We start from the raw sequence: 20,444 nt of genomic DNA, 5'->3' as shown, positions 1-20,444 counted from the left end.
ATCGGAATCGGGCTGTCACGCGCACGCAGTTTGCGTGCCTCATAAAGCCGCCGGCTTTTCGGCGGCCAGCAGAACAATTAAAAATCTGCCACAGTCACGGCAAAACCGCTCCACTCCTCCTTTCTCCATGTCCGCCTCGCCGTCCCAGTCACCTTCCGTCGTCTCCGATCACTGGCAACGCAATCTCTACGTCTGTGTCTTCGGCTCGTTCACCACCGTCGTGGCGATGACCCTGCTGCTGCCCTTCCTGCCACTCTACGTGCAGCAGCTGGGCGCGTCATCGGAGGCGGCGGCGGTGCAGTGGTCGGGCGTCGCGTTCGGCGCAACCTTTCTCGGCGCAGGACTCGTCGCGCCGCTCTGGGGCCGGCTCGCCGACCGCTACGGCCGCAAACCCATCCTGATCCGCGCCAGCCTCGGCATGGCCATCACGATGTCCCTGCTCGGCGTCGTGCAGACAGTCTGGCAACTGGTGGCAATACGCTTCCTCGCAGGGCTCGTCGGCGGTTACGCGAGCGGCGCCATCGTCATGATCGCCACCCAGACGCCCAAGCACCGCACCGCCTGGGCGCTCGGCACGCACGCCGCCGGCATGATGGCGGGCAATCTGGTCGGACCGTTGGTCGGCGGGCTGCTGCCGGGTCTGATCGGCATCCGCGCGACCTTCTTTCTCGCAGGCGGCCTGATTTTCTGCTCCTTCATCATGACGACGCTCTTCGTCAAGGAAGAGCGCCGCGCGCCGGATCGCTCGAAGTCCCGGCGCGGCGGCGGCTGGCGCGACGTTCCCCTGCTCACGCCCGTCTTCGCCATGCTCGCCAGCGCCATGCTGCTCATGTTCGCCAACATGTCCATCGAGCCGATCATCACGATCTACGTGGCACAGCTCGTCCAGGATCCGAAGCACGTCACGCTGGTCGCCGGCATCGTGATGTCCGCCGCCGCCCTCGGCAGCGTACTCGCCGCGCCGCGCATCGGGCGGCTCGCGGATCGCCTCGGCGCCACGAAGGTGATCGTCTGCTGTCTCGCGCTGTGCGGCGTGTTGCTGATTCCGCAGACCTTCGTCACCAACGGCACCCAGCTCGTGGTGCTGCGCTTCCTGATGGGACTCGCGCTCGGCGGCCTGCTGCCCGCCATCACGAGCGTCGTGCGTCACAACGTGCCGGATCACACGGTCGGCTATATCCTCGGCTACGCGACATCCGCGCAGTACATCGGCCAGGTCACGGGACCGCTCGCGGGCGGCTTCATCGCCGCCCACGCGGGCATGCGCTCAGTCTTCGTCATGACCAGCGTGCTGATGTTCGCCGGCGCAGCGTTCAATGCATGGGTGTTTTTGCGCAAGGGACGCACGCCGTAAGCGCACATCGATGCACGCCCGCGAACCCACCCGCTGCGCACGTCAAATCATCGTCCGTGCACGGCCGGCGAGAAAGGCAAAGACCATGACGGCCACGCTCGCAGCAACCAGCAGATCGAGAGAGTACGTCCAGTCGTCCGTGACCTGATGAATGAAGCCGAATAGCGCCGGCCCCAAAGCCGCGCCGGCATAGCCGACACATTGAGCCATGCCCGACAGGTGACCCGCCTGTTCGTGATTGGCCGCGCGCAGCGCAAAGAGAGACAAACTGGTTGTCATCGAGAAGCCCGCGCCCAAGCCTGCGATTGTCAGCCATAGCGTGGCGGGGCCGATAGATGAAGCCATCCCGACCGTACCGACGAAAAGCAGCGCGCCGCACAGCACGCCCAGCGCACGCTGGTCCTTCATGCGCTTGATCATGGGTGCTGCGCCGAGGTTCGTCGCTATGGCGACCACCTGATAGAGCAGCAATGCAAATCCCGCTTCCGAAGCCGACTGCCCCCGCGATACCGAGATCGTCGCGTACCAGCTGATGAGCGCATAAAACACCAGCGACTGAAAAGCGAAGAACGCCGATACGTGCCATCCAATCGCCTGCTTCCACGGCGATCCCGTCTTCGCCGCTGGTCTGACTTGCCGGGCTGCGGCAGGGCGCTTGTCCCGCATCGATGGAAGCCAGACGACGAGCGCCGTGACAGCCAGCACGGCGGGAAGGTCCAGCGCCGTGCGCCAGTCCGCGCCCGGCAAATGGGCAACCGGTGCGGCGAGGCCCGCGCCGATACCCGCGAAAGCCGCCATGCTTGCCGCATAGAGCGCAATCAGACTGCCTGCCCGCTGCGGGTATTCGCGCTTGACGAAACCGGGCAAGAGCACGTTCCCGACGGCAATGCCGCTGCTGAGCAACACGGTGCCGACCCAGAGCCCGGACGCGCCATGCACGGAGCGCACGAACATGCCGAGCAGGATGACGGCGAGCGCCGCGCCCAGTCCACGCTCGGCGCCCAGCATGCGGCCGATCGACGGCGCCACGAGCGACAGCAAGGCGAAAATGATCAGCGGAAGCGAATTGAGAAGACCGGCGGCACTATCGCTCAGCGACAGTGCCGTTTGAATATCGGCAAGCACCGGACCGACGCTCGTAATGGGCGCGCGCAAATTAGCGCCGATCAGGACGATGCCAAAGGGAACAAGGAAAGCGGAACGGCGCGACGACGCCGACAGGGACGCAGGCTTCATGGATGTGAACCTTTCGCACACGCGCGAACCCCTGGCGGGTTGCGCATGATGTTGTGCGTTGGTTCACGTTAACGCCTACGCAAGTGACGGGTGCCACTTGTCTGGGCGTGAGTATAAAGACCTGCCCGGCCGATCGCAACGTTCAGAACCGGGCACTCGACCCTCAGCCCTTCTCGCTGTCGAGATGCGCCATCTGCACGGCTTCGTAGCGGTCGCCGGCCGCCGCGCCCTTCGGCACGGCCGCCTCGATGGCTGCGAGTTCATCCGGTGTGAGCGTCACATCAAGCGCGCCGAGCGATTCCGTCAAACGTTCCGGACGCCGCGCGCCGATCACCGGCACGATGTCCTGGCCCTGTGCCAGCACCCACGCGATGGCAAGCTGCGCCACGCTCACGCCCTTGGCCTCCGCAATCTTGCGCAAGGCCTCGACCAGCGCTAGATTGCGTTCGACGTTGCCCTGCTGGAACCGCGGACTCTGCGCGCGCCAGTCGTTGGCTTGCGGCGCCGCCGCGCCCCAGTGCCCGCTGATGAGTCCGCGCGACAGCACTCCATACGCCGTGATGCCGATGCCGAGTTCGCGGCAGGCGGGCAGGATCGCCTCCTCGATGCCGCGCGAGATCAGCGAATACTCGATCTGCACGTCCACTACCGGATGCACGGCGGCCGCGCGGCGAATGGTCTGCGCGCCGACCTCCGAAAGTCCGACATGACGCACGTAACCTGCCTGGATCATGTCGCCGATCGCGCCGACGGTGTCCTCGATCGGCACGTTCGCATCGAGCCGCGCCGGGCGATAGATATCGATCGTCTCGACGCCTAACCGTTGCAGCGTATAAGCCAGCGAGTTCTTGACGGCAACGGGACGCCCATCGAACGCGATGAAGTTGCCCGCCGGATCGCGCATGCCGCCGAACTTCACGCTCAGGATGGCCGCGTCCCGGCGCGAGGGCGGCGCACTTCTGAGCGCCTCGCCGATCAGTAGTTCGTTGTGGCCCATGCCGTAGAAGTCGCCGGTGTCGAGCAGCGTGACGCCGGCTTCGAGCGCGGCGTGGATCGTGGCGATGCCCGCCGCGCGATCCGACGGCCCGTATACCCCCGACATGCCCATGCATCCGAGCCCGATGGCGCCGGTTTGCGGTCCGGTCCCGCCAAGTCTGCGTGATTCCATGCTGGTTCTCCTGTGGACTGGCGCCGCACGAAGGGCGGCGATGCAGACCATTATGGGAGCAAAGCACGCGTGCGATAATCCACCCCAATCCGAATGGGCTGTGCGCAGAGGCGAACAATGAACGAACCCGATCTGTCCGATCTTCACGCGTTCCTGGCGGTCGCGCGCTCGCGCGGCTTCAGGCAGGCGGCGCTGTTGCGGGGCGTGTCGGCGTCTTCGTTGAGCGAAGCGGTGCGCCGGTTGGAGTCGCGACTCGGCGTGCGGCTGCTCAATCGCACCACGCGCAGCGTCACGCCGACCGAAGCCGGCGAGCGGCTGATCGAACGGCTCGCGCCCGCGTTCACGGAAATTGCCGGCGCACTGGACGCCGTGAACGGCTTTCGCGACAGTCCCACCGGCACGCTGCGCCTGAACGTGCCGCGCATCGTCTCGCGCGAGATCCTGCCGCCCATCGTCGCGCGCTTTCTCGCCGCGCATCCGGGCATCAAGCTGGAGATCACCGCGACGGACCGCTTCATCGACGTGCTCGCCGCCGGCTTCGACGCGGGCATCCGCTATGACGAAAGCATCGAGCGCGACATGATCGCAGTGCCCATCGGCCCGCGCATTCAGCGTTTCGTCGCGGTTGCCGCGCCCGCGTATCTCGCCGCGCACGGCGAACCGAAGCATCCGCGCGATCTGGTGAATCACGCGTGCATCGGGCATCGGTTCGACAGCGGGGTCCTCGCCGCGTGGGAATTCGTGCGCGGCAAGGAAGTGATACGGATCGCGCCGCAAGGGCCGCTCGTGACGTCTTCGGTGGAAGTGGCACGCGCCGCCGTCACGGCGGGCCTGGGCCTCGTCTATACCTTCGATGAATTCGTGCGCGGCGGCATCGAAAGCGGCGCGCTCGTGCCGGTGCTCAAGCCGTGGTGGCAGAGTTTCACCGGTCCGCGCCTCTACTATCCGAGCCGCACGCACATGCCGGGGCCGTTGCGCGCGTTCATCGACTTCATCCGCACCGAAGACGACGCGACGCGTTGAGCGCCGCCGCTTACTGCTGCACGCCCCAGCGCCGCACCGTGACGCGCTCGATGGTGTCGAAGACCAGATGTTCGACCGCCAGACCGATCACGATGACCGCCGCGAGTCCCGCGAACACGCGGTCCGTATAGAGCTCGTTGCGATTCTGGAAGATGTACCAGCCGAGCCCGCCCTTGCCCGAACTCGCGCCGAACACGAGTTCCGCGGCAATCAGCGTGCGCCACGCGAACGCCCAGCCCACGCGCAGGCCCGCCAGGATGGAAGGCAGCGCGGCCGGCACGAGAATCAGCAGCACGTGACGCAGGCCAGTCAGGCCATAGTTGCGGCCCGTCATGCGCAGCGTCGCGGGCACTGCCTGAAATCCCGCATACGTGTTGAGCGCGAGCGGCCACAGCACCGAATGCACCAGCACGAACAGCAGGCTGCCGGTGCCCAGTCCGAACCACAGCAGCGCAAGCGGCAGCAGCGCGATGGACGGCAGCGGGTTGAACATCGCGGTGAGCATCGAGAGGATGTCGCGGCCGATGCGCGTCGACACGGCCAGCGAAGTCAGCACGAACGCGAGCAGCGCGCCGAGCGCATAGCCGCGCAGCAGCACCGACATCGAGATGCCGATCTTCTCGATCAACTCGCCCGACGCAATGCCCTGCACGAACGCGATGAAGGTCGCGCTGAACGTGGGCAGCAGCAGGTCGTTGTCGACGCTGCGCGCCGCGATTTCCCAGAGTCCGATCAACACCAGCGCGATGAACGTCTTGCGCAGCCAGGCCTGATCCAGCAGGCGCTTCGAAAGCGGCAGCGGCGCCTCGTGGCGGATGCCTTCCGGCGCGACCGGTTCGACTTCATACTCCGGCCGCACCGGCGGCACGATCAGATGCGGCGTGCTCATTGCGCGGCCTCCTCTTCGAACAGCAAGCGATGAATCCGGGCGACACTTTGCTGGAACTCGCCGCGCCCCATGCTTTCCTGGGTGTATTGATGACTGTTGAGTTCGGCGCGCACGCGTCCGGGATGCGGGCTCAACAACAAAATACGATTGCCGACGATCAACGCCTCTTCGATCGAATGCGTGACGAACAACAGGGTGAAGCGCTCGTCGCTCCACAGGCGCAGCAGTTCTTCCTGCATGCGGCGGCGCGTGAGGGCGTCGAGCGCGGCGAACGGCTCGTCCATCAGGAGGACGCGCGGCTGCATTGCGAGCGCCCGCGCAATGGCGACGCGCTGCTTCATGCCGCCCGAGAGCGTATGCGGGTAGGCGTCGGCGAAGGGAGCGAGACCGACCTTGTCGAGATAATGCAGCGCGCGTTCACGCGCTTCGGCGCGTCCCAGCTTGCGCGCGGCGCGCAGCGGAAAGGCCACGTTCTGCACGACGGTCTTCCACGGCGGCAACTGGTCGAATTCCTGGAACACGACGATGCGGTCCGCACCCGGCCCACGCACGCGTTCTCCGCCGATCTCGATCCGGCCCGCCACTGGCTCGATGAAACCCGCAACCGCCTTCAGCAAGGTCGACTTGCCGCAGCCCGACGGGCCCAGCAGCACGAAGCGGTCCGCGCCGTAGACATCGAAACTGACGTCGTGCGTGGCTCGCACGATCCGCTCGGGCGTGCGGTATTCGAGCGAGACGTGCTCCACGCTGAGCAGCTTGCCGCTCGTCAAAGCGTGCGCTTCGGGCGGCGGTGAATAGAGCGTCTGAGGGTTGGCGGCCATGTTCGATATGCGGAGAGGCAAACGCTTACGATAGCGGCGCGCGCGCCGTGCGCGAACCAATCTTTGCGCATAACCAATCCACCTCCGCCGATAAACGCGCGGCCTGTTTCAGCTGCCGTTTTTCGTCGCCGGATCCGTGAAGAAGTAGTCCTGCCACGACTTCGGCTCGTTCTTGATGACGCCCACCCGATGCATGAACTGCGCAAGCCCGAAGGTGTTCTGCGGCGCCACCTTGAACTGCACCGCCGGATCCTTGATGACCTTGATCAGCAGATCACGGTCGAGCCGTGCCTGATTCACGCGCAGATAGATATCGGCGGCCTGTTCCGGATGTTGCGTGATGAAGTTCGCCGCGTCGGCAAGACCCGCGACGAACGCGCGATACGTCTTCGGGTTCTCGTTGCGAAACTTCTCGGTGGCATAAAGCACGGTTGCGGAACTGGGGCCGCCGAGCACATCGTAGGAATTGAGCACGATATGCGCCTTCGGATTGCCCGCGAGCTCCTGTTGCTGGAACGGCGGATTGCCGAAGTGCGCATTGATCTCCGTGCCGCCCGCGATGACCGCAGCGGCGGCGTCGGGGTGCGGTACGGCTTGCGTGTATTTGTCGAGACGGTCGTAGGCCTTGTCGCCCCAGGTCTTCGCGGCGGCATATTGCAGCACGCGCGATTGCACCGACACGCCCACCGCCGGTACGGCGATGCGGTCCTTGTCGGTGAAGTCGGCGATGGTCTTCACGCGCGGATCGTTCGACACGAGGTAATACGGGAAATTGCCCAAGGACGCCACGCCCTTCACATTCTGACGGCCATGCGTGCGGTCCCAGATGGTCAGCAGCGGACCGACGCCGGCCGCTGCGATATCGACGGAACCGGACAGCAGCGCGTCGTTGACGCTCGCGCCGCCCGAGAGCTTCGCCCACTCGACCTTGATATCGAGCCCTTCCTTCTTGCCCTCCTGCTCGATGAACTTCTGGTCGCGTGCGACGTTGAGCAGCAGATAGACGACGCCGAACTGCTCGGCGACCCGCAGCGTGCCCTCGGCCCGTGCGCCCGCCGATGTCACGCCCAACGCGACCGCAAGCGCGGCACCGAGTGCGCGCGCCGCGCCCTTCCCTTTGCGAGACTGCATCGATGAAACCCCGTGATTGAATCGTTAGTGTGCGGCTGACGGATCAGAAAGGCGCATCGCCTTCGATGGTCGTGCGATACAGCTTGCGGCGCTGATCGTCGGGCGTGCCGGCCGCGAGGTGCATCACCGAGCGGTTGTCCCAGAAGACCATGTCGCGCGGCTGCCATTGATGGCGATAGATGAACTCCGGCTGCGTGCTGTGCGCGAAGAGCTCGGCGAGCAGGGACTGACTTTCGTCTTCCGGCAAGCCAATCACGCGCGTGGTGAAGTGCTCGCTCACGAACAGCGCGCGGCGCTTGGTTTCCGGATGCGTCCTCACGATGGGATGCGCCACCGGCTTGACCTGGGCAATCTGCTCCGCCGAGAGATTCGGCCGCCATGGGCTGCGCTTCTGCAATTCGGCGTACTTGGCCAGATAGGTATGCTCCGCGACGCGCCCTTCCACTGCTTTTTGCAGATGCGCGGGCAAGGTGTCCCATGCGAGATGCTGGTTGGCGAACAACGTGTCGCCGCCGACCGCCGGCAGTTCCTGCGCATGCAGCAGCGAGCCGAGGCTCGGCGTGTCCTTGTACGACAGGTCCGAATGCCAGAAATGACCGGCGTCGCCCAGGCCGATCGGCTTGCCGTTCTCGGTGATGTTCGAGACGATCAGCACTTCCGGATGGCCCGCGAGCCCGAACTGATGCAGCACGTGGATCTGCAGCGGCCCGAAGCGCTTGCTGAATGCCACCTGCTCGTCCGGCGTGATGCGCTGGTCGCGGAACACGAGTACATGATGATCCAGGTGCGCGCGATGGATCCGTGCGAAATCGGCTGCGGACAACGGCCGCGACAGATCGAGGCCAAGCACTTCGGCGCCGAGCGGAGCATCGAACGGACGAATCTCGATGGGTTGATCGGCAGCGGGTGCTTGAATGTCGGCGTCTTGGGAAGCGGTCAGGGTCGTCACAGTCGAATCGGTCACTTCAGGGAAGCGAATAATCTAGCGTGCCGAACGACGCCCTACAACGAAGCATCTGCGATGTGCTTATCTGCTCGCGTCATAAGCCTGAAGTGTTGACTCATTCGCCCGGGGCGTCGAACGGCAATTCCACCTGCGTGGGTTCAACGGGCGCGGTCTCGTCGTGGCCCGCCAGCGCGCTGACGCGCACGCCGAGCAGACGAATACGCCGCTCCAGCACGATGCGCTTCAGGCATTCGGTCGCGGCGCGGCGAATCTCGACGGGATCGGCCGTGGCGACCGGCACGGTCAGGTCGCGCGTGACGGTGCGAAAGTCGTCGAAACGCAGCTTGATGCCCACAGTACGGCCGACATAACCCTTGCGCTGGAGATCGTCGGCGACGCGCGTGCAAAGGGCGGTGAACTCGGCGGACAGCGTCGCGCGGTCCTGCTTCGGATGGAAATCGCGTTCGAAGGTGGTTTCGCGACTCATCGACTTCGGCGTGGAGCTGGTGACCACGGGCCGGTCGTCCTCGCCCTGCGCAATGCGGGCGAGCCACGCCGCGTAGGTGCCGCCGAAATGCGTTTGCAGCAAGCCCGGATCCGCGGCAGCGATGTCGCCCACCGTATGGATGCCGAGCGCCGCCAGACGCTCGTTCGCCTTCGGCCCGATGCCGTTCACCTTGCGCGCGGCGAGCGGCCAGATGCGGGTGGGCAGGTCGTCCATCGTCAGGATGGTGAGGCCGTCGGGCTTGTCGAGTTCGGAGCCGATCTTCGCGAGCAGCTTGTTCGGCGCGATGCAGATGGAGCACGTCAGCCCGGTGGCTTCGTGCACGGCATCCTTCATGCGACGGCCGATCTCGGCGGGCTCGCCGGGCAGGTCGCCAACATCGATATAGATTTCGTCGATGCCGCGATTCTCGATCTGCGACGTGAAAGTGGCGACGGCCGCCTTGAAGAGCCGCGAGTAATGGCGATACGACTCGAAATCGGTGGGCAGCAGGATGGCGTCGGGCGCGAGTTGCGCGGCCTTCATCATGCCCATCGCGGAAAACACGCCGAACTTGCGCGCTTCATACGTGGACGTGGTGACGACACCCCGCCCCGCGTAGTCGCGCAGCCGGCGAAAGCGGCGCGTGCCGTCGGGAAGCGTTTCCGGCGTGGCGCTGCGGCCGCCGCCCACCACGACCGCCATGCCGCGCAGTTCGGGATAGCGCAGCAACTCCACCGATGCAAAGAACGCATCCATGTCGAGATGCGCGATGCGGCGTGGCGCCGGATGCGGAGCTTGCGGGTTCATCGGCGCGGCCGGTGCGCCGCGTCCGATGCGCCAACGACAGGTTTCAACGCATGGAACATGGGAGTGCGCGTTGCGCGGCGCTGCGAGAACGAGGGATGGCGTTACTGTACATTCATACAGTGATTTGCGCTAGAGCGCTCGCCGTCGGAACTCCGCTCAGCGGCTCCGGGCGGCTGTCCGCGGCGCCGTCCGCGCGCCGGCGACCCGCAACAGCAACAACGCCAACCCGCCCCACGCGAACTCGCGCGCACGCCGCACCAGCGCGAGCGACAAGGCCGTCTCGCGATCGATGCCAAACAACGCGGACACAGCGACGATCGCCGCTTCCTGCACACCGAGCCCGGCGGGAAGAATGAACACCGCATTACGGACGCACTGCGTCAGCGCTTCGATGGCGATCGCGCCGGCTATCGGCACAGGATGTCCGAGCATGCCGAAGCCCGCATAAATCTCGGCGGCGCCCAGCACATAACCCGCAAGCTGCCATGCGAACGCTCTTGCGCACAGCGCGGGTTGGCCGAGCAGCGCACGCAGCTCGCCATCCAGACGCCGGCCGTCCAGCCTTGCAACGAGTTCATGCGAAGCGCCGATCCAGCGGCGCGCCATGCCTTCGAGCCGATGAAACGGCGCGCCGCGTTGCGCGACCGCGAAGGCGCACAGCACGATGGGCAGGCTCATCGCGAGTCCCCACGCCATCACGCGCGGCAGACTGCCTGCGCCGTCCAGATGCAGACACAGGATCACGAGGCCAAGCAAGGCAAGCATGACCTGCACGGCCATGGTGACCAGCGTTTCGACGATTACCGACGCGCTCACCACGCTGAGATCGTTCGTATGACGCATCGCGAGCCTGATGCCGATCAGTTCGCCGCCGATTCCCAGCACCGGCAGCAGACGTCCGACGGCTTCGCGCACCGTAGCGATCCGCCAGAGCGTGCCCAGGGACACGCGCTCGCGCAGCAGCAACTGCCACGCACGCGCATCGAGCAACAGCGGCAGCGCATGCAGCGGCAGGAGCCACAGCAGGATGGGCCCGGTGCGCTCGATCAGCGACAACGCCGCGAACACGCCTTCGTGCAGGGCAAGCGCGATCAGCAGCGCGATCGCGAGCGGCCAGCGCAGCCACGCCACGCGCCGGAGCAGGGCCATCATGCGCACTGACCGGATCGCCGGACACGTGCCTCGTGCCCGGTGTTTGCAAAAACGTCGGAGAAGCCGCCGCGCCTCGCGCCTGTCGCCGCCATTGCCCGGGCGACGCGTGGAGAACACAGCGCCGCCAGTTCGTCCGCGTGCCGATAGCCGTGCATCGTCGCCGTGACCGGTGCATCGTCGCCAGCGGCGGGGTGGCTGTAGATCTCCAGCACACCTTCCGGCGCGTGGTCGAGCAAGGCGAGGAGCGTCGCTTCGTCCATGCGCCCGGTTGCGCTGATCCCCGCTACCCAGTCGTTGTGCGCCACGCCTGCGCGCCGCAGACGCGCTTTCATCCACGCGGCCCACGGCGCCAGCAGGCGCGAGCCGTTCAGTTCGCGCGGCAGGCGCATCGCCCGCAGGCCAAATGCGCGGCCGATGTCGAGGATCAGCGACAACACCGTCGGATGCAGATGGAAGTGTTTGTGCGTGTTCACGTGATCGAGCGCGAGTCCCGTGGCGGCAAAGGCTTCGAATTGCGCGCGGATTTCGCGGGCCAGTTGCACACGCACATGCGGCAGCAGAAAAAAGCGGCAGCCATCGCGCACCATGCGATCGCCGAAGCGGCCATCGGCATCGACGAGTGCGGGGATCTCATGCGCAGGCAAGGTCGGCACGCCATCCGCCAGCACGATATGCAGGCCCACGCGCAAGCCCGGTAGCGCACGGGCGCGCTCGACGGCATCGCGCGCTGCGGGAGCGCCCGTCATCAGGCTGGCGCAATCGAGCACGCCATGCCGGTGCGCGCGCTCGACCGCTTCGTTCACCCGCTCGTGCAGGCCGAAATCATCGGCGGTGACGATGAGCGCCCGCACGGTGTCACGCCTCGTGCGCGCGCAGGAAACGGAAGAATTCGACGCCTTCGCGCAAGCGGCGTTTCATCATGTCCCAGCTCGTCAGCATCTCGCGCACGATTTCCCAGATCTTCGAGGGACGGAAATAGAAGCGCTTGTAGAAGCGCTCCAGCTCATGATAAATCTCGTCGCGCGACAGATGCGGGTAGCCGATCGCGGCAAGCTGCACGCCTTCCTTGCTGACGAGATGGATGACCTTGTTCTCTTCCAGCCAGCCGCGCTCCACGGCCTGCTTGTAGAGCGCGGTGCCCGGATAAGGCGCCGCGAGCGACACCTGGATCGTGTGCGGATTGATCTCCTTCGCGTACTCGATGGTCTTTTCGATCGTCTCGCGGGTCTCTCCCGGCAAACCGAGGATAAAGGTGCCATGCACCTTGATGCCGAGCGTCCTGCAATCCTCGGCGAAGCGCCGCGCCATGTCGGTGCGCAAGCCTTTCTTGATGTTCAGGAGGATCTGGTCGTCGCCCGACTCATAACCGACGAGCAGCAGGCGCAGGCCGTTCTCCTTCATGACCTTGAGCGTCGCATGGGGCACGTTTGCCTTGGCATTGCAGGACCACGTAACGCCGAGCTTGCCCAGCCCGCGCGCAATCTCTTCGACACGCGGCCTGAAGTCGGTGAAGGTATCGTCGTCGAACATGATCTCCTTCACCTCCGGCATGTTGTCGCGAATCCACTTCACTTCTTCGAGCACGTTCTCCACCGAACGCACCCGGTAACGATGCCCGCCCACCGTCTGCGGCCAGAGGCAGAACGTACAGCGGGACCGGCAGCCACGGCCCGTGTAGATCGACACATAGGGATAGTTCAGATAGCCGATGAAGTAGTTGCCGATCGTGAGATCGCGCTGGTACACCGGCGCGACGAACGGCAATTCATCCATGTTCTCCAGGATGGGCCGCGCTGCGTTGTGCTCCACCGATCCATCCGGCAGACACCAGCTCAAGCCCGCAATCTGCGCGAACGGCTTGCGCTCCGCGATCTCCTTGCAGGTGAAATCGAATTCCTCGCGGCACACGAAGTCGATCGCATCGCTGGCCACGAGCGAATTGTGCGGATCGACGGCCACTTTCGCGCCCACCATGCCGATGCAGACCGACGGCGCCCGCGCCTTCAGATGTTCGGCGAACAGCGCATCGCCCGGAAAGGACGGCGTGCTCGTGTGAATCACGACGAGTTCATAAGTCGCCGCAATCTCGAGCGCCTCGTCCACGGACAAGCCGTCGGCGGGCGCATCGACCACCCTGCTTCCGGGTATCAGCGCGGCAGGCTGCGCGAGCCAGGTCGGATACCAGAACGAGCGGATCTCGCGCCGGGCCTGATAGCGCGAACCCGCGCCGCCGTCGAAACCATCGAAGGACGGTGCTTGCAAGAACAGTGTTTTCATCATGGCGCGATGTCTCGTCAGTGAGCGGAGATCAGGATCAGTATTGGCCTTCGTCGGCGGGCTCGCTCGCGTCGCCTGCCGCGGCGGCATTCAGTTCGCCCGCGCGGCGCGTCGTGCGCGCGTCGTCCACGGGGATGCGCGCGTCGCGCCACATCACGCTCGCGCCGAAGCATGCGGCGCACCATTGCAGGCACATCAGCGCGTCGCGCAACGGAATGAGCAGCAGGTCGCGCCAGAATGCACGCATCGAACGCGCGGTGCGCCAGTGCAGCAGCAGACGCGCGCTGAGCCCGAAGGACGTGCTCAGATCGATGATGGTGTCCGCCGTGGACTGCGCGAGGTTCGCGCCGCTGGAATCGAACCCGTAGCTCAGCAGCGCGCCCGTAAGCAGCCACGGCGTCGTGAAGGTCAGCCACAGGAACGCGAAGCTCACGGGATTGAGCGAGCGGATCGTGCGCAGCCAGCGCGTCTCGCGCTGCCACAGTGCGGAGAGGTTGCGCTCGGTGACATCGGTGGCCACGAGCACGTCGGACAGCACCGTGCGCAGACCGAGCGCACGCACGCGTTCGGCCAGCCAGTAGTCGTCGGCGAGACAGTCGCGCAGTGCATCGAAACCGCCGCTGCGCATCAGTGCATCGCGGGTGACGGCGAGCGTCGCGCCAAAACCGAAACGCCGCACGCCGAGCCAGTTCGACAAGTAGACCGAAGGCGCGAACCACGTATCGATAAACAGGGTGCCCATGCGCGCCCAGAAGCCGCCCGCGCGTCTCGCGCGATACAGGCAGGTGACGACGCCGACATCGGGATCGGCAAGCGGTGCGGTGACGCGCATCAGGTAGTCGGCCTCGACCGCGATGTCGCTGTCCGCGATCACGAACACGTCGTCCGGCGCATGCTGCGCGAGGTTGATCAGATTGCCGACCTTGCGGTTGCATCCATGCGATGTCGGGTCGATCACGAGGCGGATATCGACGTGTGGATACGCGCGCTGCAGATTGCGCACGACGTTCACGGCCGGGTCCGCCGCAGTCGCCACGCCGAACAGCAGCCGATAGGACGGATGCGTTTGCGTGCAGAAGGTCTCGAGATTCTCATGAAGGCGCGGCTCCGCGCCGCACAGGGGCTTGAGGACGCTGATGCTGGCGCCCTCGGCCTCGGTGGCGGGGTCTTTCGTGTCACGCGCCGGCTTCCTCGACGGAGACCAGCCCGGATGCACGAGCGCGGCCAGCGTCGCATACGCTGCTGCCGCCACGCAAAGTCCGATCAGCAGCCACAGCGCAACGGAGACTGAATGAAAAATCATGCGGTTGCCTCCTGCCCGATCGCGCCTGCGGCACGGCGCACCCTTTCCCCCACCATTCGCATGCGGTCGTGCATGGAGAGTCCCGTTCAGGTTCTGAGGTTGAACTGCCCAAGGAAACATCAACGGCACCGGCAGACTGAGGCAGGCACACTTAAGAAATGCTTAAGCAGGAAGAAGGATCAGGCGTCGCGCGAGGTTGAAAGCGGGGCGAAATCGATCGGCAAGCAGGCGCTAAGAAAATCGAATGGGAATCGCCGGGTGACGGCTGGAAAGAGAGAGTAAAAAGCGGGCGTCTTCACATGCCGCCTGGCCACGGCTTCATGTTCAGTTCACGAAAGCGCTGGTCCACGGCCGCGCGTTGCTTCTCGGCGATGCTCGGGCTGCCGGCCGTGTGATTCAGCCGCACGAGTCCACGCAGACAATGCGCGTGCAACGGACGCATGCCGAGCCGCCCGGCGATGGCCAGCGCCGCGCGATAGTGATGACGCGCTTCCGCATGACCGGTTGCCGTGGTGCCGCCTGTCAAAGCGAGATCGCCCAACAGGCACCGTGCCCAGCCTTCATTGCCGCGTTCGCCGAAGCGTTGCGCCATGTCGATGGCGTGACGCGCATGATGCAAATCGAGCCGCGCAAGCCATGTCGACATGAACCCGTTGCGGGACGGGCAAGGCTTCCGTTGCACGCTTGTGCGCGGTCAGAACCATCCCCGATGAGCGCTCGGGTCGGGAGCGCGACTCACTCCGGCGTCCGCTTCTCCGCGAGCGCCCGGCGGCAATCGTCAAAAACCTGCCGCACGACATCCGACTGATAGTTGAGGTCTTCGCTGTCGAGAATTTCCTCGACGGCATCCCGCGCCCAGTCAGCTTCGAGCAGCGCGCAATGGTGGGTGGCAATGTCCCGCGCGATGGCCGCGAGTTTGGCGATGGTCAGCCAGTCGGCCAGCCGCTGATGCCGGTCCAGCCACTTGTGCGCCGCCTGCACGTGGAAGGAGGCGGCCGGCCAGGCGCCGTTCAGGTAGAACGCGCCGAGACTGCCGCACGTGAGCCAGCAGAGCAACTCGATGCGGTCGCGGGCACTGAGGGTACGGGGCACATCGGTCATGGCGGCCTTCACGAAGACGATCGACTGACGTGCAAAACGCGCGGCATGCCGATTCAAAAACCCGCTTTGAAACTCGCTTGAAACCGTATGAAAGACGATATCACGGGATGGTGCGGCGCGGCAGTGCGTTCACGCAGCACGTCCGCGCCGACAGTGCGCTGGCGAACGCTTCGGCATGCATGGGGAGCGCATCGCGCGTGCTCATTCTTCGCTAATGCACGCGGCCTAATCTGCTCTTGTCGGCCCGCGGTACAGGCCGTTAATCACGACGGGAGTCCATCATGTTCGAACGTTTCTCGAAGTCACTCGGCAGCTTTTTTTCCAGCCACGACGCGCAGGAAGACTATCTGTCCTCATCCACCGATCTCGCCGACCTCGAACGCCGCATGCGGCAGGTTGAAGAACAGGATCACTCATACAGCATGCACTTTTGCGGCGAGGTCGGGCATCACGGCCACTGACGCCGCAGCGCGCGGCGCGTGCCTCAATGCGCTATTTCGCGTCCTCGCGGCCGGCCTGTCCGAGCATCACGGTCCAGCCGAGCCCGCGCACGTTGCGAATCACGCTCGCGCCGAACTTTTTGCGCACGGAATGGATGAGCACGTCCACGGCGTTGCTCTCCACTTCCTTTCCCCAGCCATAGAGCCGGTCTTCCAGTTGATCACGCGAAAAGATGGTGCCGGGACGTTCGAGCAGCGCATGCATCAGCGCGAATTCCCGCGCCGACAGCACGCCCGACGTCTCGCCGCAGGTGAGCGTGCGCTGGTCGAGATTGAGGTTGATGGACTCGTCGCCGAGACGGGATACGGCATAACCCGCCTTGCGGCGCAGCACCGCGCGAATGCGCGCGAGCAGTTCCGGCATGTCGAAGGGCTTGAGCAGGTAGTCGTCGGCGCCGAGATCGAGGCCCTGCACGCGCGTATCGAGATCGTCGCGGGCGGTGAGGATCAGCACCGGCGTCGCGTTGCCGGCCGAGCGCGCCTGCCGCAGCAGTTCAATGCCGCTCATGCCCGGCAAGCCGAGATCGAGCAGCACCACGGTGTAGTCGGCGGCGCCCAGCGCCTCGCGGCCCGCCTGCCCGTCACGCACCCAGTCGACGGCATAGTCCGCGTCCTTCAAGGCCCGCATCAGGCTCGTGCCGATCTGGATATCGTCTTCGATGAGAAGAATGCGCATGCTCTAACCCCGCCCCCGTGAAACCCAACGGACCGCACGGCGCCGCCATGCGGACAGGAATGACGCGCCTCGCGCGCCGATAATGCAACGGGACGATCAACCCCGCGTGTCCCGCAGCGAATGCATTGTAATCGGCACGAATTGCGCCGTCTCGTTCAGACACAGACAGAATCGGGCGCGGCCACGCTTTCCGTGACGGACTCGGTCACGAAGCCGATCGACGCGACAATGCCCGATTGCCCGTCATCGCGGTTGCGCAGCGTGACGTCGCCGCCATAGCGCGCGGCAATCGCCTTGACGATGGACAACCCGAGCCCGCTGCCCTCGATATCCGGACAGGCCCGAAAGAAGCGGTCGAAGACGCGCGGCAGCAAGGCCTCGTCGATGCCCGGACCGGTATCGATCACGTCGATCCACACCCGTTCGCCGTCGCGCCGCATGCGCAGGTCGATGGTGCCGCCGTCCGGCGTATAACGCACCGCGTTCGATACGAGATTCTTCACCGCCATGCCGAGGTCCGTCTCGAGGGCCCGGACGTGCGCGCTCACCATCTCCTCGGCGCCGATATCGAGGCCGCGCGCGATGGCAATCGGCAAAACGTCGGCGACCGCACCCGTCACCACTTCCGACAGATCCACGCGCGCGAGCGGCGCGGCGCCGTTCACGGGCGCATCGGCGCGCGCGAGACGCAGCAGTTGCGCGATCAGCTTGCCGCTGCGCGCGATGCCCTTGCGCAACTCCTGGAAGCGCTCCTGATTGCCCGGCGCAATATGCGGCGCCAGATTGTCCGCCTGCAACTGCAACGCGGTGAGCGGCGTGCGCAGTTCGTGCGCGGCATCGGCGATGAACTTGCGCTCCTTGTCGATGGCGCTCGCGAGGCGCTCGATCATCGTGTTGATCGACTCGATGAAGGGCTTGATCTCGGTCGGCACGCCGACCAGCGAGAGCGGCTGGAGATGGCTCGTGTCGATGTCCTGCACTTCGCGGCCCAGCTCGTTCAGTTGCCGCAGCGAACGGCGCACGACCAGCGCGACCAGAATCCACACGAGCGGCAGCAGCACGACCGTGGGCCACAGCGCGAGGGTGGCGGTTTCTTCGGTCAGATCGTGGCGCACGGAGGAGCGCTGGGCGACCTGGATGGTCATGGTCGGCTCGCGGCGCGTGTAGATGCGCCATTGCTCGTCGTTGGCCGTCACGTTGGAGAAGCCGGGGGTGGCGTCGCGCGGAAAGCGCAGCGAAGGCTCGGTAGAGCGGAACGGCACCGTCTCGCCCGGCTTCCACACGACCACCACGACGTCACGGTCGTCCTGGCTGCCGCGCGACGGATTGGCCGGGATGCCCTCGGCGAAACCGTCGCGCATGCGGGTCGCCACCTGCACGAGGCGCGTGTCGAGCAGCGCGTTGGTGCCGGCCTGGCTCAGCTTGTAGGAACTCACGCCCTGGATCACGCCGATCACGGTCACGAGAATGCCGAGCGCGACGACCAGTTGGTTTTTCAGCGATTTGATCATGCGAGTCTGCCGCCTCCGGAAGGAACGGGGCGCGCCTGCGGGCGCAGCTTCTGCCGGTTCGATTTTAGGCGACATTCGCGGGGATTCCGGTAGGAAAGGCAACATGTGGAACATCGAGGCGCCAGGCGCCGCGGTAAAAAGTGCGCCAGCCCGTCGGGGCCGGCGCCAAGGCTGAGGAGTTACGAGAACGTGAACGGACTGGGGAAGTACTTGGGGGAAGCACCGTCCATCCACGTAATTCAGCGTAGCCGCGAAGAATTAGCGATTAATGAGGAGCGCGTTTGCGGTCTCATGCGGGCATCGCGCGGCACGGTCGATCCTCGCGGCCGGCGCAAGCAGCATCGGCGCGCTCGGGATAACATTGCACAGGTCGCCAGTTCACCGGCGACGCCGCTCCGAACGAAAGCAAATTGCAAGAATAATCACAGGCCGGAGCATCGCCGCTGTCTCTTCCATTCACGTTCCATTCACGTGCAGGGCCCGCACATGCGCAGCGGCATCGGTTGCGCGGCGGGCGGCGCGTCTTTCGACCACCGCATGCCACAGTCCCGTCAAACCGTTCGTCCTCTCGTCATTGCCGCCGTCATGGCCTCGATGGCCATGGTCGCGATCGAGGCCACCATCGTCTCGACCGCGATGCCGCAGATCGCCACACAACTCGGCGGCCTGAATCTCTACAGCTGGGTGTTCTCGTCGTTCCTGCTCACGCAGACCGCGCTCACCGTGGTATTCGGCAAACTCTCTGACATCTTCGGACGCAAGCCGGCCGTGCTCACGGGCATCGTGATCTTTCTGATCGGCTCGGTGCTGGCGGGCTTCGCGTGGTCGATGCCCGCGATGATCGTGTTCCGGCTGATCCAGGGCGTCGGCGCGGGCGCGATCCTGCCGGTTGCGCTGACGGTCGTCGGCGATCTCTATCCGGCGCGCGAACGCGGCAAGGTGCAGGGCTATCTGGCGAGCGTGTGGGCGGTGTCGGCGGTGCTCGGGCCGATGGTCGGCGGCCTCCTGATCCGCCAGTTCTCGTGGGCGTGGATCTTCTGGATCAATGTGCCGATCGGCATTCTGGCCGCCGCGTTGTTCGCGTTCTTCCTGCACGAGGAAAAGCGCCATGACCGTCCGGCGATCGACCTGGGCGGCGCGTTCCTGTTCACTGCCGCCGTCGCCTCGCTGATGATGGCGCTCACCGACGCGGGCCACGCCAGCAATATGCGCGTCGGCGTGGAGCTGGCCGTGCTGCTGCTGAGTTGCGTGCTGTTTGTCTGGCAGGAACGCCGTGCCGCCGATCCGATGATCTCCTTCAGCCTGTGGTCGCACCGTCCGATCGCGGCCAGCAACGCGGCGACCGTGCTCGCCGGCATGGCGATGATGGGCCTCACCACCTTCCTGCCCATGTACGTGCAGGGCGTGATGCACCGCACGCCGGTGGAAGCGGGGCTGGCGCTCACGATGATGATGATCGGCTGGCCGAGTGGCGCGACCTTCACGTCGCGCACCTTCACGCGCATCGGGCTGCGCCGTCTGCTGATGATCGGACCGGTGTTCATTCCGATCGGCGCGCTGCCGTTCGTGCTGCTGGGACCGTCATCGAGCCCGGTGTGGGCGGGCGTCGGCTCGGCGATCGTCGGGTTTGGCATGGGCATTACGAGCGTGTCGTGCCTGATCCTGATCCAGGAGATCGTGCAGCCGCTCGAACGCGGCAGCGCGACCGCGTCGAACCTGTTCTCGCGCAATCTCGGCAACACGCTCGGCGCGGCCGTCTTCGGCGCGGTGCAGAACTTCGGGCTCATGCACACGGACGGCCTGCCCCCCGTCCATGCCGATCAGCTCAAGCAGCTGCTGACCGCCGTATCGGGCGACTTTGCGGCCAACGAGGACATCCGCCTCGTGCTGCATCATTCGCTGCACCTGACCTTCACGGCGATGTTCGTGATCGCGCTGGGCGCCGTGGTGTCGATGCTGTTCATGCCGAAGATCGACCTCAGCCGGAAGCGCGAGACGGTCGGGACCGTTGGCGCGGCGGATGCAAAGAACGCGGCCAGCCAGGCGTTCCACTGACGCGACG

Annotated in this window: 19 protein-coding genes; 4 read left to right on the top strand and 15 right to left on the bottom strand. The window is 65.5% G+C overall.

Annotated elements, in window-relative coordinates; genetic code table 11:
* The first annotated feature begins 127 nt into the window (after nt 1–127).
* A complete protein-coding gene (locus QCE88_RS32875) occupies nt 128–1,354 on the top strand; it encodes an MFS transporter (RefSeq protein ID WP_309909511.1) in 1,227 nt (408 codons plus the stop codon).
* Between the two features lie 42 nt (nt 1,355–1,396).
* On the opposite strand, the gene QCE88_RS32870 is transcribed toward QCE88_RS32875, so the two are convergent.
* Both QCE88_RS32870 and QCE88_RS32865 read right to left on the bottom strand, forming a co-directional pair.
* Nucleotides 1,397–2,590 (bottom strand): MFS transporter, encoded by a 1,194-nt coding sequence (locus QCE88_RS32870; protein WP_309909510.1) that lies wholly within the window; start codon nt 2,588–2,590, stop codon nt 1,397–1,399.
* 163 nt (nt 2,591–2,753) lie between these two features.
* Nucleotides 2,754–3,758 (bottom strand): aldo/keto reductase, encoded by a 1,005-nt coding sequence (locus QCE88_RS32865; RefSeq protein WP_309909509.1) that lies wholly within the window; start codon nt 3,756–3,758, stop codon nt 2,754–2,756.
* A 117-nt stretch (nt 3,759–3,875) separates the two neighbouring features.
* Here QCE88_RS32865 and QCE88_RS32860 point away from each other — a divergent pair, with 117 nt between their 5' ends.
* Nucleotides 3,876–4,781, top strand: coding sequence for a LysR family transcriptional regulator (locus tag QCE88_RS32860; RefSeq protein WP_309909507.1), 906 nt, complete (start codon nt 3,876–3,878; stop codon nt 4,779–4,781).
* 10 nt (nt 4,782–4,791) lie between these two features.
* Here the strand turns inward: QCE88_RS32860 and QCE88_RS32855 are convergent, their stop codons facing one another.
* From QCE88_RS32855 to QCE88_RS32805, 11 genes are all read right to left on the bottom strand, one after another.
* Complete coding sequence (locus QCE88_RS32855) at nt 4,792–5,670, bottom strand: ABC transporter permease (protein WP_309909506.1); 879 nt, start codon at nt 5,668–5,670, stop codon at nt 4,792–4,794.
* Nucleotides 5,667–6,491, bottom strand: coding sequence for an ABC transporter ATP-binding protein (locus QCE88_RS32850; RefSeq protein ID WP_309909505.1), 825 nt, complete (start codon nt 6,489–6,491; stop codon nt 5,667–5,669). The genes QCE88_RS32855 and QCE88_RS32850 overlap by 4 nt, the downstream gene beginning before the upstream one ends.
* 108 nt (nt 6,492–6,599) lie before the next feature.
* Complete coding sequence (locus tag QCE88_RS32845) at nt 6,600–7,622, bottom strand: ABC transporter substrate-binding protein (RefSeq protein WP_309909504.1); 1,023 nt, start codon at nt 7,620–7,622, stop codon at nt 6,600–6,602.
* Nucleotides 7,623–7,665: 43 nt separating this feature from the next.
* On the bottom strand, nt 7,666–8,571 hold the full coding sequence (locus QCE88_RS32840; RefSeq protein WP_409018265.1) for a TauD/TfdA dioxygenase family protein: 906 nt from the start codon (nt 8,569–8,571) through the stop codon (nt 7,666–7,668).
* 112 nt (nt 8,572–8,683) lie between these two features.
* On the bottom strand, nt 8,684–9,862 hold the full coding sequence (dinB, locus tag QCE88_RS32835; RefSeq protein WP_309909503.1) for a DNA polymerase IV: 1,179 nt from the start codon (nt 9,860–9,862) through the stop codon (nt 8,684–8,686).
* Nucleotides 9,863–10,018: 156 nt separating this feature from the next.
* Entirely contained in the window at nt 10,019–11,014 is a 996-nt protein-coding gene (locus QCE88_RS32830) for a lysylphosphatidylglycerol synthase domain-containing protein (protein ID WP_309909502.1), read from the bottom strand.
* Nucleotides 11,011–11,865 (bottom strand): hopanoid biosynthesis-associated protein HpnK, encoded by an 855-nt coding sequence (gene hpnK, locus QCE88_RS32825; RefSeq protein WP_309909500.1) that lies wholly within the window; start codon nt 11,863–11,865, stop codon nt 11,011–11,013. The genes QCE88_RS32830 and hpnK overlap by 4 nt, the downstream gene beginning before the upstream one ends.
* A gap of 4 nt (nt 11,866–11,869) precedes the next feature.
* Nucleotides 11,870–13,291, bottom strand: a complete 1,422-nt coding sequence (gene hpnJ / locus QCE88_RS32820) for a hopanoid biosynthesis associated radical SAM protein HpnJ (RefSeq protein WP_309910988.1) — start codon at nt 13,289–13,291, stop codon at nt 11,870–11,872.
* A 37-nt stretch (nt 13,292–13,328) separates the two neighbouring features.
* Nucleotides 13,329–14,594 carry a bacteriohopanetetrol glucosamine biosynthesis glycosyltransferase HpnI gene (gene hpnI / locus QCE88_RS32815; protein ID WP_309909498.1) on the bottom strand — a complete coding sequence of 422 codons (1,266 nt, stop codon included), beginning with the start codon at nt 14,592–14,594 and terminating at the stop codon, nt 13,329–13,331.
* 295 nt (nt 14,595–14,889) lie between these two features.
* Nucleotides 14,890–15,240 (bottom strand): hypothetical protein, encoded by a 351-nt coding sequence (locus QCE88_RS32810; RefSeq protein ID WP_309909496.1) that lies wholly within the window; start codon nt 15,238–15,240, stop codon nt 14,890–14,892.
* A gap of 89 nt (nt 15,241–15,329) precedes the next feature.
* Entirely contained in the window at nt 15,330–15,695 is a 366-nt protein-coding gene (locus tag QCE88_RS32805; RefSeq protein ID WP_309909495.1) for a hypothetical protein, read from the bottom strand.
* Between the two features lie 281 nt (nt 15,696–15,976).
* On the opposite strand from QCE88_RS32805, the gene QCE88_RS32800 reads away from it, so the two are divergent.
* Complete coding sequence (locus QCE88_RS32800) at nt 15,977–16,156, top strand: DUF3563 family protein (protein ID WP_309909494.1); 180 nt, start codon at nt 15,977–15,979, stop codon at nt 16,154–16,156.
* A gap of 31 nt (nt 16,157–16,187) precedes the next feature.
* Here QCE88_RS32800 and QCE88_RS32795 read toward each other — a convergent pair whose 3' ends face one another.
* On the bottom strand, nt 16,188–16,871 hold the full coding sequence (locus QCE88_RS32795) for a response regulator transcription factor (RefSeq protein ID WP_309909493.1): 684 nt from the start codon (nt 16,869–16,871) through the stop codon (nt 16,188–16,190).
* A 155-nt stretch (nt 16,872–17,026) separates the two neighbouring features.
* On the bottom strand, nt 17,027–18,382 hold the full coding sequence (locus QCE88_RS32790) for an ATP-binding protein (RefSeq protein WP_309909491.1): 1,356 nt from the start codon (nt 18,380–18,382) through the stop codon (nt 17,027–17,029).
* 537 nt (nt 18,383–18,919) lie between these two features.
* Here QCE88_RS32790 and QCE88_RS32785 point away from each other — a divergent pair.
* Complete coding sequence (locus tag QCE88_RS32785) at nt 18,920–20,437, top strand: MDR family MFS transporter (protein WP_309909489.1); 1,518 nt, start codon at nt 18,920–18,922, stop codon at nt 20,435–20,437.
* Nucleotides 20,438–20,444: the final 7 nt, after the last annotated feature.

The sequence above is a fragment of the Caballeronia sp. LZ035 genome (assembly GCF_031451175.1).
Classification (GTDB): domain Bacteria; phylum Pseudomonadota; class Gammaproteobacteria; order Burkholderiales; family Burkholderiaceae; genus Caballeronia.
The sequence above is the reverse complement of the archived record's forward strand: the minus strand, read 5'-3'. Positions and strand labels throughout refer to the sequence as shown.

Coding starts and splice junctions, on each gene's coding strand:
- QCE88_RS32865 (WP_309909509.1), bottom strand. CDS start 3,758: ATGGAATCACGCAGACTTGGCGGGACCGGACCGCAAACCGGCGCCATC.
- QCE88_RS32790 (WP_309909491.1), bottom strand. CDS start 18,382: ATGATCAAATCGCTGAAAAACCAACTGGTCGTCGCGCTCGGCATTCTC.
- QCE88_RS32795 (WP_309909493.1), bottom strand. CDS start 16,871: ATGCGCATTCTTCTCATCGAAGACGATATCCAGATCGGCACGAGCCTG.
- QCE88_RS32830 (WP_309909502.1), bottom strand. CDS start 11,014: ATGATGGCCCTGCTCCGGCGCGTGGCGTGGCTGCGCTGGCCGCTCGCG.
- QCE88_RS32860 (WP_309909507.1), top strand. CDS start 3,876: ATGAACGAACCCGATCTGTCCGATCTTCACGCGTTCCTGGCGGTCGCG.
- QCE88_RS32800 (WP_309909494.1), top strand. CDS start 15,977: ATGTTCGAACGTTTCTCGAAGTCACTCGGCAGCTTTTTTTCCAGCCAC.
- QCE88_RS32870 (WP_309909510.1), bottom strand. CDS start 2,590: ATGAAGCCTGCGTCCCTGTCGGCGTCGTCGCGCCGTTCCGCTTTCCTT.
- dinB (WP_309909503.1), bottom strand. CDS start 9,862: ATGAACCCGCAAGCTCCGCATCCGGCGCCACGCCGCATCGCGCATCTC.
- QCE88_RS32845 (WP_309909504.1), bottom strand. CDS start 7,622: ATGCAGTCTCGCAAAGGGAAGGGCGCGGCGCGCGCACTCGGTGCCGCG.
- hpnJ (WP_309910988.1), bottom strand. CDS start 13,291: ATGAAAACACTGTTCTTGCAAGCACCGTCCTTCGATGGTTTCGACGGC.
- QCE88_RS32785 (WP_309909489.1), top strand. CDS start 18,920: ATGCCACAGTCCCGTCAAACCGTTCGTCCTCTCGTCATTGCCGCCGTC.
- QCE88_RS32850 (WP_309909505.1), bottom strand. CDS start 6,491: ATGGCCGCCAACCCTCAGACGCTCTATTCACCGCCGCCCGAAGCGCAC.
- hpnI (WP_309909498.1), bottom strand. CDS start 14,594: ATGATTTTTCATTCAGTCTCCGTTGCGCTGTGGCTGCTGATCGGACTT.
- QCE88_RS32805 (WP_309909495.1), bottom strand. CDS start 15,695: ATGACCGATGTGCCCCGTACCCTCAGTGCCCGCGACCGCATCGAGTTG.
- QCE88_RS32810 (WP_309909496.1), bottom strand. CDS start 15,240: ATGTCGACATGGCTTGCGCGGCTCGATTTGCATCATGCGCGTCACGCC.
- QCE88_RS32855 (WP_309909506.1), bottom strand. CDS start 5,670: ATGAGCACGCCGCATCTGATCGTGCCGCCGGTGCGGCCGGAGTATGAA.
- QCE88_RS32875 (WP_309909511.1), top strand. CDS start 128: ATGTCCGCCTCGCCGTCCCAGTCACCTTCCGTCGTCTCCGATCACTGG.